At 30.2% G+C, this 12,879-nt stretch carries 11 protein-coding genes; 7 read left to right on the forward strand and 4 right to left on the reverse strand.

Features of this window, described 5'->3' with window-relative positions; translation table 11 throughout:
- Nucleotides 1-5 precede the first annotated feature (5 nt).
- From rnc to pyk, 3 genes are all read left to right on the forward strand, one after another.
- Nucleotides 6-743, forward strand: coding sequence for a ribonuclease III (gene rnc, locus C8N27_RS05740; RefSeq protein WP_099215130.1), 738 nt, complete (start codon nucleotides 6-8; stop codon nucleotides 741-743).
- 83 nt (nucleotides 744-826) lie between these two features.
- The gene (locus C8N27_RS05745; protein WP_099215131.1) at nucleotides 827-1,297 is read left to right on the forward strand and encodes an IPExxxVDY family protein; all 471 of its coding nucleotides are present in this window, start codon (nucleotides 827-829) and stop codon (nucleotides 1,295-1,297) included.
- Between the two features lie 4 nt (nucleotides 1,298-1,301).
- Nucleotides 1,302-2,729 (forward strand): pyruvate kinase, encoded by a 1,428-nt coding sequence (gene pyk, locus C8N27_RS05750; RefSeq protein WP_121146611.1) that lies wholly within the window; start codon nucleotides 1,302-1,304, stop codon nucleotides 2,727-2,729.
- A gap of 52 nt (nucleotides 2,730-2,781) precedes the next feature.
- On the opposite strand, the gene C8N27_RS05755 is transcribed toward pyk, so the two are convergent.
- Nucleotides 2,782-5,082, reverse strand: coding sequence for a M20/M25/M40 family metallo-hydrolase (locus C8N27_RS05755; RefSeq protein WP_121146612.1), 2,301 nt, complete (start codon nucleotides 5,080-5,082; stop codon nucleotides 2,782-2,784).
- 101 nt (nucleotides 5,083-5,183) lie between these two features.
- Here C8N27_RS05755 and C8N27_RS05760 point away from each other — a divergent pair, with 101 nt between their 5' ends.
- On the forward strand, nucleotides 5,184-5,651 hold the full coding sequence (locus C8N27_RS05760; protein WP_099215134.1) for a CBS domain-containing protein: 468 nt from the start codon (nucleotides 5,184-5,186) through the stop codon (nucleotides 5,649-5,651).
- On the opposite strand, the gene C8N27_RS05765 is transcribed toward C8N27_RS05760, so the two are convergent.
- Genes C8N27_RS05765 through C8N27_RS05775 form a run of 3 tightly spaced genes read right to left on the reverse strand, consistent with a single transcriptional unit; the run spans nucleotide 5,652 to nucleotide 7,915 of the window.
- Nucleotides 5,652-6,002: a hypothetical protein gene (locus tag C8N27_RS05765; protein WP_099215135.1), complete on the reverse strand. Its 351-nt coding sequence runs from the start codon at nucleotides 6,000-6,002 to the stop codon at nucleotides 5,652-5,654.
- On the reverse strand, nucleotides 5,992-6,534 hold the full coding sequence (locus C8N27_RS05770; RefSeq protein ID WP_121146613.1) for a GNAT family N-acetyltransferase: 543 nt from the start codon (nucleotides 6,532-6,534) through the stop codon (nucleotides 5,992-5,994). Before C8N27_RS05770 ends, C8N27_RS05765 begins: the two co-directional genes overlap by 11 nt.
- A 13-nt stretch (nucleotides 6,535-6,547) precedes the next feature.
- A complete protein-coding gene (locus tag C8N27_RS05775) occupies nucleotides 6,548-7,915 on the reverse strand; it encodes an LTA synthase family protein (RefSeq protein ID WP_317125071.1) in 1,368 nt (455 codons plus the stop codon).
- An 849-nt stretch (nucleotides 7,916-8,764) separates the two neighbouring features.
- Between C8N27_RS05775 and C8N27_RS05780 the strand changes: the two genes are divergently transcribed.
- The 3 genes from C8N27_RS05780 to C8N27_RS05790 all read left to right on the forward strand — a co-directional run bounded on the left by C8N27_RS05780 (nucleotide 8,765) and on the right by C8N27_RS05790 (nucleotide 12,879).
- On the forward strand, nucleotides 8,765-9,100 hold the full coding sequence (locus tag C8N27_RS05780) for a single-stranded DNA-binding protein (protein ID WP_121146615.1): 336 nt from the start codon (nucleotides 8,765-8,767) through the stop codon (nucleotides 9,098-9,100).
- A gap of 158 nt (nucleotides 9,101-9,258) precedes the next feature.
- Nucleotides 9,259-10,002 carry an energy transducer TonB gene (locus tag C8N27_RS05785; protein ID WP_121146616.1) on the forward strand — a complete coding sequence of 248 codons (744 nt, stop codon included), beginning with the start codon at nucleotides 9,259-9,261 and terminating at the stop codon, nucleotides 10,000-10,002.
- An 18-nt stretch (nucleotides 10,003-10,020) separates the two neighbouring features.
- Entirely contained in the window at nucleotides 10,021-12,879 is a 2,859-nt protein-coding gene (locus C8N27_RS05790) for a TonB-dependent receptor (protein WP_121146617.1), read from the forward strand.

The following is a 12,879-nucleotide window of genomic DNA, read 5'->3' on the forward strand; positions in this document are numbered from 1 at the left end:
CTTTTATGAACTTTCTTCGTAGAATTGTTAAACCCCAAAACAAAGCGGATGAAAACTTCTACTACGAATTAAAAGAACTGCTTAATTTTAAACCAATTAAGTTATCGTATTATAAAAAAGCTTTTACGCATAGATCTTTAAAATTGGTAGATAGTAATGGGCGTCCTATTAACTACGAACGTTTAGAGTTTTTAGGAGATGCCATTTTAGGTACTGTAATTGCTTCTTACCTATTTAAAAAAGTACCTGAAGGAGACGAAGGGTATTTAACTCAAATGCGATCTAAAATTGTAAGTAGAGAGCATTTAAATAACTTAGGAAAAGATCTTGAGTTAATTAGGTTTGTGAAAAGTAATATTTCTAAAGAACATGTTAGTAATAATATTCATGGGAATATTTTTGAAGCTTTAATAGGAGCAATATACTTAGATAGAGGCTACAATTATTGTCATCAGTTTATTTATGAACAAGTAATAATGCCTTATGTGGATATTGAGCGATTAGAAGGTAAAATATCTAGCTACAAAGGTTTTGTTATAGAATGGTGCCAAAAGCAGAAAAAGAAGTACAAGTTTGAATCATACGAAGATTCAGGTAACCAAAGTAAAAAACACTTCAGTGTACGTGTTAGTATTGATGGAAACATCATAGCTAAAGGTAGAGCAACATCTAAGAAAAAGGCAGAAGAAATTGCTGCTAAAAGAGTATATTTTGCTATGCAAAATCAAATGCTAAAATCTTAACACGTAAACAAAAACGTTTTCGTAAATTTTACATAGTATTTTCTATACATTCATTAATTTAGCAAAAACAAATAATTGTTTATATGCCAATTTATGAGGTGAATATAAATGAATTTTCCAATGATGATTATACATTAATTGGAATTCATACTACTTTAAACGAGTATAAATTAGCATATCTATTAAACGAACATTTACAAATTAAGTTTAATAGAGCAGGTTACGATTTAGACTTTATTAAAAAAGGTAGTCAATCATCATATACAGTATATGAATATACTAATGCAAAACTATGTCAAGATTGGTTTTTAATAGCAAATGTATTTAAGTCAACTCTTGAAGCAGAATCAATAAGTCTTTTTAATCAAAGTGATTCAATTACACGCTTGATACCAGAAAAGAAAAAAGTTGATTTTTTTTTAAAGTTAGAAGGAGATTTTGATTACGAATCAATTGTAAAAATTATAGAAGTAATAAAACAAATCCCTCAAATAATAACCTCTTATGAAATAGAGGTAAACTCATTAAAATCGAAAGATTTTTTAATTTTTTAATTATATGCCACACAACAAGAAAACAAAAATTGTAGCAACATTAGGTCCAGCAACAAACACGAAAGAAATTTTAGCTGATATGGCTGAAGCTGGTGTAAATGTTTTTAGAATTAATTTTTCACATGCCGATTATGAAATAGTAAAAGAGCGTGTACGTCAAATACGTGAAATAAATGAAGAAAGAGGCTATAATGTAGCCATTTTAGCAGATTTACAAGGTCCAAAGCTAAGAGTTGGTGTAATGCAAGATGGAGTAGAATTAAAAGCGGGAGATACTTTTACTTTTACTACAGAAAAATGTGAAGGAACACAAGAGAAAGCATATATGACTTACCAGCGTTTTCCAAAAGACGTAAAGGTAGGAGAGAAGATTTTAGTTGATGATGGTAAGTTACTATTTGAAGTAACAGCAACTGATAAAGAAAGTGAAGTTGTTACTAAAGTAGTTGTTGGTGGAGCTTTAAAATCGAAAAAAGGAGTTAACCTGCCAAACACCAAAATTTCATTACCAGCTTTAACAGAAAAAGATAAAAAAGATGTAGTTTTTGCACTAGAGCAAGAAGTAGACTGGATTGCTCTTTCATTTGTAAGAACCCCTGAAGACTTGCGTATTTTGCGTGATATAATTAAACAGAAATCACGATATAGAGTTCCAGTAATAGCAAAAATAGAAAAACCAGAAGCTGTTGAAAATATTGATGCTTTAATCCCGTATTGTGATGGGTTAATGGTAGCACGTGGAGATTTAGGAGTAGAGGTACCTATGCAAGATGTGCCTTTAATTCAAAAGATGTTGGTTCGTAGAGCGAAACAGGCAAGAATTCCTGTAATTATTGCTACACAAATGATGGAAACTATGATTGAAAACTCTGTACCAACTAGAGCAGAGGTAAATGATGTAGCAAACTCTATTATGGATGGAGCAGATGCTGTAATGCTTTCAGGAGAAACTTCTGTAGGGAAACATCCTGTAAGAGTTATTCAAAAAATGACTGAAATTATTGGTAGTGTTGAGTTTTCAGATTTAATTGAAGTTCCACAAGAACCACCTCACATACGTACTAAAAGATTTATAACAAAATCAGTATGTCATCATGCAGCATTGATGGCTGATGATATCGATGCGGCAGCAATCTCAACTTTAACAAATAGTGGGTACACAGCCTTTCAAATTTCTGCATGGAGACCAAAATCACATGTATTAGCATTTTCATCAGAAAAGAGAATTCTAGGAAAGTTAAATCTTTTATGGGGTGTTAGAGCCTATTTCTACGATAGAGAATTAAGTACTGATGATACTATTGAAGATATTAATGAAATAGCTAAAGAAAAAGGATATGTAAAATCGGGAGATTTTATAATTAACCTTTCTTCAATGCCTGTAAAAGCAAAAGGTATGGTAAACACGTTACGTGTTTCCCATATTGACTAAATAAAGACAAAAAACTAAAAAAGCTCAACTTTAAAAGTTGAGCTTTTTTAGTTTATAGTTTAAGTTTTCTTGTACAAATAATAGCATCATTAACCACAAAAGGCATTGGCATCATTATTTCACTTCTAGGTCGTATGGTAAACTTAGGATGCGATAATAAATCGTTTGATATCTCATTAATTACAATATTAGGCTCGGTGTTTTTATCAATTGTAAAAGAAATAGTCAAGTCTTTATCAGTATTTGCCATTTGATAAATTAACAAGGTTCCTTTATCAGCAACAAAAGCCTTTCCTTTATCGTATAAAGTTCCGTTAACAGTAAAATTAGTTAACTCTATTTGAGTGTTTGTATATAACTCGTATTTATCAATGTTACGAGTAGGAGTGATTGTAAAAGAAATACTTCGCTGGTTATTAATAATTGTATCTTGATTAATTTTGATGTTAGAAATACGGATATTTTTATTTTCAGCTTTTTGATAATAATTAAAAGAAGTGTTGTATTTACTTTTTCCTGCAATTAAATCAGCCCCACCTTGTTTAGAATCATCGCTAAAATACTGTTTTGTGTACCCATCCAATGTTTTATTGTGACTTGCCCAATATGAAGTGTTAGTATCAGAATTTTGAATAAAAACTAAGCTATTAGGCTTTTTCTTTTCAATTGAAAAACCGCTGTTAAAAGTTGCATAACCAAAAAATAATAACGCAAGAAAACCAGTTAATGTTTGCCATCCGTTTTTAGTTTTTTCTTGATAAAAAACAGGAAGCATTAATCCGAAAATAAACACCAAAAGTATGGCAGAAATAAATAATGTTTTTAAACCTAAGGCTACAGGAAATAATTGAATCATAGGAGCAATCATATATACTGTTGGAATAGATATAATTGCAAATAGCGTAGCTCTAGATGCCTTATTTATATTCATGAACAGTAAGATTGCTAAAATAAATAAAGAAGCAAAAACAGGAATAATAAAGAAGCCGGCTCCTGGTAAATTCATGTAAATTATAACATTTATAAACAATCCAAAAGTTATAGGAGCGACTAGTAAATCGATAGCTTTAGCTTCTTTTAGTTTATTATATACTTTAAAAAGAATCCAAAGATTTAAAAGTACAAAAGCAATAATGTATTGATATCCATTATAGGTAAAACCATGGAGCATGTCGGTATATTGTGGATGGATAATCAACAACAGTTGCCATAATCCGTATGAAATACCTATGCATAATACTAAAGACAGTATGTAAGGAATAAAACCTTTCAATACACCTATTACTGTCATCTTCTTCTTATATATGCCTACTACAATCAGCGCTATAAATAACAAAAAGGCAACGATTAGCATTGGTAGCACCCAAGAAAACGGATAGGTTAATAGTTTAGTAAAAGGAAAATTAACATAAATGTAATCAGTATCACTGTTTAAGTTAGTTAAATCAGCATTTGCAAAATAGTTTAATGAAGTTGTAAAATAATCTGCTTGATGTAATAAAGTTTCTCTATTTAATCTTTCGTATGAATCTTGTTCAGTATGGTAATCAAAATGATCATCAATAAAGGCAAAATTAAATCCGTTAATATTGCCTTTTTCTCTAAAAACAGTTAAATCGGTATCGTTAGGAAGCTTTTTATATACACCATACATTAAAGAATTGGCAGCTGGGTAATTTGGGTTAGCATTTAAAAATTCGGTTAATAATGTTTTATTTTTTCCATTAGTCTCCATCAACATATAACTTGAACCACCGCTACCACGAGCTTCAAAGTTCAGTACTAACCCAACGTCTTTTGCCCATGGATGATTTTCAACAAAAGCTTGTGCTCCTAAAAGACCTAACTCTTCAGCATCTGAAAAAAGTATAATAATATCGTTTTTAGGTGCTTTATTTGTTGCAAGGTAAGCTCTTATGCCTTCTAAAATAGTTACTACACCAGAGCCAGCGTCACTTGCTCCTAGTGATGAGTGAGGGTTGGAATCGTAGTGAGTTAGAAGTAATAAGGCTTTTCCGTCTTCGGTACCCTTAATTCTAGCAATTATATTTTCAGTAGTAGTAGCTGCTCTCCATTTTTTATTAATAGCAGTTTGATATTGAATTTCTGGCTCTAAATTTAGTTTCTTTAACTCCTTAACTAGGTAATCTTGTACTTTTTTGTGTTCTTCAGATCCAGTATGATGCGGCTTTTGAGAAATGTTTTTTAAATGATATAGAGCATTATCAATTGAAAATTCAGTAGCACTAATTTCTTTTTTAGAAGATGTTACACTGGGTGTTATATCGTTAAAGCTCCAATAAACAGTTAAAATAATGATGAGAACTGCAAGGTAATTTCTTGATGATTTCATAGTTGGATTTTAGTACTTATAAAAGTAAGTAATTTATTTTTTAAGAAGAGTAAATTGTAATCGATTAAAAATCAGTATATTTAAGAGTAAATTTTAGTATTATGGCAATTAAAAGTTTTCAAGGAAAAAGGACGAATACACCTCAAGAAGAGGGTGTGCCGATCTTGGTATCAGATTACATGACAAAAAAATTAATAACATTTAGAGAAGAACAACCTATTGAAGATGCAATAGATATACTTATAAAGCATAAAATATCTGGTGGACCTGTTGTTAACGAAAAAAATGAATTAATAGGAATTATTTCTGAAGGTGATTGTATAAAACAAATATCAGAAAGTAGGTATTATAACTCAACAACTGGTAAGAGTAACACGGTTGGAAAAGCCATGGTTAGAGAAGTTGAGACAATAGATGGAAATATGAATATTTTAGATGCTGCTAATAAATTTTTAAAATCACGTAGAAGACGTTTCCCAATAGTTGAAAACGGTAAGTTGACGGGGCAAATTAGTCAAAAAGATGTACTAATTGCAGCTATGAAGTTAAAAGGGAATACGTGGAAGTAATTAATCTTGTTTAACCAGTAAATAAATTTCGTTTTCTAGCTCTAAATATCCTTGGTCATACACATAAAAATAGGTGCTTCCTGCTTTTGTAGTGTAAAGAGACGTGATGAATTTAAAATCAAAACCTCTATCAAATAACTTACGACGAGTTACTTTAGTTTTACCAGAAGTATTCAACTCAGAAAGAATTTTATAATTCTTTCGTAAGCGGTTGTTGGTGTTTCTAATTAGGTTTTTACTCTCCTTGTTAACTTTGTTATTATATGCATTTCTACAATAATCAGAACAAAACTTTTTATCAACCCTACCAATAACTCTATCTCCACATTCTAAGCATTTTTTATCGTTCATAGTCTAATTTTTTAAGTTCGTACCAGTTAACATCAATTCCCTTATAATCAAATTCATTTATAAAGTGTAGCCCTATTTTTTGTAGAATTTTGTTAGAACCAATATTTTCTACATCGGCAGCACCATAAATAAAATCATAATTCATTTTTTTAAAACCAAAGTCTAAACAAGCAAAAGCAGATTCTGAAGCATAACCTTTACCCCAAAAGCGTGGAATTAAACGATAACCAATATCAATAAAATTAGTAAAACCGTTCAAGGTTTCTTTTTCTCCTTGATTAAGTTTTAATCCAGACCAACCAATAAAATCACCAGAAGCTTTTTCTATACAAGCAAACCTACCAATACCTCTTTCTTTATACTGTTTTTGTATAAAAGCGATACTGTTCTCGGCTTGTTTATGCGTCGTAATAGGATTGTTTCCTAAATATTTATGAACCTCTGGATTAGAATCTAATTCAAACATACCTTCCAAATCACTTTCTTGGAATTCTCTTAAAAGTAGACGTTCGGTTTCTAAATAAAATTTCATTTTGAAAGTAGGATTAATTATGTATTTTCATTAAACCATTTCTATATCGATAATCATTTGTTTGATAATACGATATTATTTCTTCTAATTGAGTTTTGTTTTCGTTACTAGGGGTTAAGGTGTTTGTAGACTTGTCATAGTTATAATAGTATGATTTTTTTTGATCTCCTAAAATAGTCAATTGATTACCTTTTAATAAACCGAGCTTTCTATAATTACCAATAAATACTCTTTGTTCTTTTGTGTCAATCGTATTTATATCTTTTCCATAAAAATTAGAACTGTAATTCCAGCCTAAATAACCGAAAAGAGTAGGGAAAAAATCTATCTGTGATGCTTGTTTTTCTATTGAAAGAGAAGAAGTATTTGGGAGGTTATAAATTAATGCTGGTATGTGGTATTTTCCTACATTTAATTCCCATTTACCAGCAGAACTAGCACAATGGTCGGCCATTATTGCAATAACAGTATTGTTAAACCAAGGTTTTGATTTTATAGAATTAATAAATTTACCAATAGCAAAGTCAGTATATTTTACTGCCCCATTTCTACCTGTTCCAGAAGGAATATCTATTTTGTTGTCAGGATAAGTATAGGGTCTATGGTTTGAGGTTGTCATAATAAAGTTAAAGAAAGGTTTTTTAGATGCATGACTTTTGTCTGCTTGTATAATTACCTGTTTATATATATCTTCATCACAAACACCCCAAGCGTTTTCAAATTGAACATCTTTGGTGTCAATATTTGTTCTTTTAGCAGTAAACATATCACCAAACAAATAACCTCTTCCTCTATCTACTATATCAAAACCATTATTTCCAAAAAAAGTATTCATGTTATCAAAATAACCATCACCACCATAAAAAAAAGTTTTAGAATACCCTTTTTCTTCAAAAATAGAACCAATATTGTACAAATTAGCATTGTCAACTCGTTTAACAATACTTCTTCCAGGAGAAGGAGGAACAGACAATGCAATTGCTTCCATACCTCTTACTGTTCTAGTTCCGGTAGCATATATGTTTTCAAAGTATACGCTTTTACTTAATAAAGAGTCTAAATTAGGTGTAATGTTATTTTTATTACCAAAGTGTTTTAAAAAATTAGCACTAAAGCTTTCTAAACAAATAAAGATTACATTTGGTTTTATAGTGGGGTTGTAACTTTTTACATTTCGTGCAATTACAAATGCTTCTTTTGAGGTTAAACTATCGTTTTTAGTGAGTAATTCTTTTTTAAGTTTTTTAAAAGATAAAGCCAAATCTTGTGTTTTATAAAAATCAGTATAACTTAATTCGTTGTTTCTAAAGGCAGAAAAAAAAGAATAAATTCCTGCCTTTGAGATTTCGTTTTCATACCTGTTTTTAGACCACTCAGCCATGTTGTTTTTGATAAAAAAAACAAAAATCAAAGGTATTAATAGACCTAAGTATAGTATTATTTGCTGTTTAGAGTTTTTCTTAGAGTTGAAAGAACTTTTAAAAGCCGTAAGCTTTTTTAGTATGTAATATTGTATAAATAGCAAAAGAAATATAATAGCTAAAAGTAAGGGGATAGGATACGATTCATTAATATTTTGTATTACTTCGTAGGTATATATTAAATAATCTACGGCAATGAAATTAAATCTATTCTGAAACTCTTCCCAAAAGGTTATCTCAGCAAAAAATGAAAAAGTTAAAATAAGGGTTGATATAAAATAGAAGGCATAAGTAGCTACTCTATCAAAAGTACTTCCAATCCATTTGTCTGGATATACTATTAGATATATAAGATAACTAAATGAGAAAAATGAGATGACGCCTATATCAAAAAAGGAACCAATAATAAGTGTTTTAAGTAAGTTAATTATTGAAAAGTCTATTTCAGAAAATGACCAAAAATAAAAAACCAATCTCAAAATAAAAGATATAGAAAGAAACTGTAGTACAAAAAATATGAGTACAGAAAGACGATTGTTAGTTGCTTTTTTAAACATGATATAGAATTATATTGGGTAGTGTAACTTTTTAATAATTAGAGAGAAACAAATGTAAATTTAATTTAAAAAAAATAGTAGTAATAATATTTTTTTTTACACTTATTAAGTCAAATATAAACGATTATATTCAATTACAAACGAAAACAAATGATTACTAACCGATTTTAATTTGCTTGCTGTTTCATCTTTGTACTGTCAATTCGATTGAATGACAAAGTTTTAACTGTTTAACAATAAAAAATAAATATTATGAACGCACTAAAAAACAGGGTACAGTTAATTGGAAACTTAGGAAACACACCAGAAATCATCACTTTGGAAAGTGGGAAAAAACTTGCAAAGTTTTCTATTGCAACTAATGAAACGTATAAAAATGCTCAAGGCGAAAAAGTAACCGATACACAATGGCATAATGTAGTTGCTTGGAATAAAACAGCAGAAATTGTTGAAAAATACTTAGAAAAAGGAAAAGAAGTTATGATAGAAGGTAAGTTAACTTCTCGCTCTTTCGACGATAAAGAAGGTAATAAACGTTATATAGCAGAAGTAATTTGTAACGAATTACTAATGTTAGGAAACAAATAAGTGGGTAAGTTGCTGAAAAAGAGTTTAAAAAGAATCTTATTTTTTTAAGATTCTTTTTTTGTGAAAAGAAAAAAAAACTTACTTTTGCCGGCTAACTACCCCCGGCCAAATTTCTTAGAATACTATACTACAGTTTTTTAATTTATGTAATTATTTATATGAGAAAGTATTTTTTAGTGGTTTTTTTGTTGTCATTTTTTAATTTTTATGCTCAACAAGAAGTATGTGAATCTCCTGATGAGTCTGTATTGGATGTTAATAGTATAACAAAATGTACTATTGAGCCTGTAAAAAATTCAAAGAAAAAAGCAGATCGACAAATTAAAGTTAAAATTTCAGCAAGTAAAAGGTATCTTAAGAAGAGAGTTGTTAAGAAAAAAGCGGCTCAAGCCCTAAGTTCAGTTAGCACTTTGAAAGTTAACGATGTTTCAGCTTCTGAAGAGGTTAAGATAGAAAAAGTAAAAGAAGTTAAGGAAGAAATAGGTTATAAAGATAACTTAACAAGAATTACTGAGAAATTATCAAAAGAAGAATTATCAAAAGCAAAAAAGCTTTACTACGTAGAAAAAGTACCATCTTTTGATAAATGTAAAAACTCAAAGAAAAAAGAAAGGCTTGATTGTTTTAACTTAGAAATGGTTAAGCATATTAATAAACATTTCCGTTACCCAGGAGAAGCAGTAAGAAACCATATTGAAGGAGAAGTATGGATTCGATTTGTGATAGACCGAGATGGTTATGTAACTAATATCAAAACTTTAGGTCCTGACGGAGGAGAAATCCTTAATGAAGAAGCAAGAAGAGTAGTATCTAAGCTACCACGCTTTGAGCCAGGTAAAAATAAAGGAAAACGTGTACCTGTAAAGTATGGTTTTCCAATTAACTTTTCATTAGAAGAATAAAAATCAATTAAATTTAAAATGTTAAAAAAACAATTAGTAATGATTGTTTTTACCTTAGCTGCTATAACAAGTTATGCGCAGGTAAAAATATCAGGTTCGGTATATGACGAATATTTAGAGCCGTTTTACAATGCAAAAATTTCAAGTGGTGATAATTTTGCAATTTCGGACGAAGAAGGAAATTTTACAATCGTTTTATCAAGTAACACGTTACCTCAAACATTAGTAGTTTCTGCCTTTGGTTTTAAAACAGAAGAGGTATCGGTGATATCTTTTGAAAAAAGGGTAAACGTAGTTCTAAAAGAAAACTTGTTATTAGATCAAGTAATTATTTCAGCCTCAAGGGTTCCTGAAAGAATTATAGAATCTCCAGTAACAGTTGAAAGATTGGGGCTTGCTGATATAAGAAAGAACACATCTAACTCTTTTTACGATGGGTTAACTAATTTAAAAGGAATTAACTCTAGAGAAGGTAGCTATGGTTTCAAATCAATAAACACAAGAGGTTTTGCTGATTTCGCAAATACACGTTTTGTTCAAATGATTGACGGAATGGATACTGCAGCACAGGCTTTGAGTTATAGTACAGGAAATTTTTCTGGAGTTTCTGAATTAGATATTCAAAGTGTTGAAATTTTACCAGGAGCATCTTCTGCATTATATGGAGCCAATGCCTATAATGGTATCATGCTTATGAATACTAAAAACCCTTTTTATCATACAGGAATAACGACTATGTTTAAAAGTGGTTACACAAGTCAAGAGGCTGGAGGAAACAATCCTTTTTATGATGTTGCAGTAAGAATGGGATATAAGTTTAACGAGGTTTTTGCAGCTAAAGTTAACTTTTCATACTATGAAGCTGAAGAATGGCATGCAAATGACTTAAGAAATAAAGAAATTGATACTAACGAGGTAATAGACGGAACAATAAATTCAACTGTTAATTATAATGGTGTTAACACTTATGGAGATGAGTTATATTATGACTTGTATAATTATAATACTGAAAGCAAACCTATTCCATATGGTACTTATTTAAGAAGAACAGGTTATACTGAAGCAGAACTTGTTAGAAATAATTTTAAATCGAAAAATGCTAGGTTTTCAGGGTCTTTATATTTCAGACCTTTTAAAGATGAATCATTAGAGATTCAACTAACTTCAAGATTATCATTACGTGATAATCTTTTTCAAGGAACGAGTAGGTTAGCTCAACGTAATTATTTCATAGGTCAACATAAATTAGAAGTAAAAGGCAATGATTTTTATGTAAGAGGTTATTACACAGGGAATAATTCAGGGAACTCTTATGATTTAGCAAGAACAGGAAATGCTTTAAATGATGCTGCTATTTCTGTATATGATTATGCAAATGTAATTTATGACCAAATATACAATCAAGAAAAGTCAGTAGAAGAAGCAAGAGCTTACGCAGACAGAAACAGATTAATACCTGGTACTAATGAGTTTAGTAAAGAGTTCAATAAAACAACAGCAACGCTAATTTCAGATGGAGGAAGTAAGGTTTATGAAAAAAGCTCTTACACTCATTTAGATGGTAACTACAATTTTAAAAGATTATTAAATGATTGGGCAGATTTACAAGTAGGAGCTTCTTACCGTGAGTATAACCCAAACTCTAAAGGGACTTTATTTAATGATAAAGAGGAAAAAGTTAGTTTAAAGGAGTATGGAGTTTACACACAAATTCAAAAGAAGTTTTTTGAAGAAAGGTTAAAATTAACAGGGTCTATTCGTTATGATGAATCTGATAATTTTGAAGGGAACTTTTCTCCTAGGCTAGCTGTAAATTATGCGTTAGGCGAAGAGAAAAACCATGTGTTAAGGGCATCATATCAAACAGGTTTCCGTAACCCAAGTATACAAGAACAGTATATGTTTTTTGATGCAGAATTAAAAACTAATGTAGGAGCAATTGGAGATAACCTAAGTCGTATATCTTATCCAGATAGTTACTATAAAAGATGGGATGAGCAACAAAACCAATATGTTGACGATATCAGAACGGTAGAAGGAAAGGAGCTTCTTAATAATGCACTCTTAACCAAGACTGTTTTTAGTGAAACCCCTACCTTTTTAAAGTCAGATTATAAAGAATTGGTGCCTGAAGTTGTAAAAACAATTGAATTAGGATATAGAAGCATGTTTCGTTTAAATAATGAAACAAATGTAGATGTAGATATTAATGCTTTTTACAGTAAACATGACAATTTTGTGTTTACACAAGATATATTTGTTCCAAATGGAGGAAAAGTGTATCCTTATGGAAAAAGAAAAGCAACGGAAGCGGAATTAGAAGAACCACAAAATAAGTATGGATATATCGTAGATGGTGTTGTTGTTCTTGATGATGAAGCAGTTCAAACGATCTTTTCAGAATATGGAGCTCTAGGGAGAGAGTTTAACATTATGACGAATGCTAAGTCACAGGTAGAATCATATGGTTTTGGTTTTGGAATGCATACAAAATTATTTAGCAATTTTGATTTTGGTCTTAACTACAACTTTATTGACTTTAAATATGAGGATAAAGATTATGGTTTATTTGAACCTAACTTTAACACACCAAAACATACAGTAAAGGCACAGTTTGGTAACGAAAACCTTTTTAATAATTTTGGTTTTGGAGTAAGTGCAAGATGGCAAGATAAATACAGATGGGTTTCTACCTTTGTAAAAGGAGATGTTGCTGAAAGAACAGTAATAGATGCTCAATTAAATTATAGAATTCCATCAATTAAATCTAGAATTAAAGTTGGAGGAACAAACTTATTTGGAAAAGAATATTACGTAGCTCCAGGGTCAGGAAAAATAGGTCAATTATACTATATATCTTGGATTATCAATAACTAA

It is taken from the genome of Tenacibaculum discolor, from assembly GCF_003664185.1.
GTDB classification, from domain to species: Bacteria; Bacteroidota; Bacteroidia; order Flavobacteriales; family Flavobacteriaceae; genus Polaribacter; species Polaribacter discolor.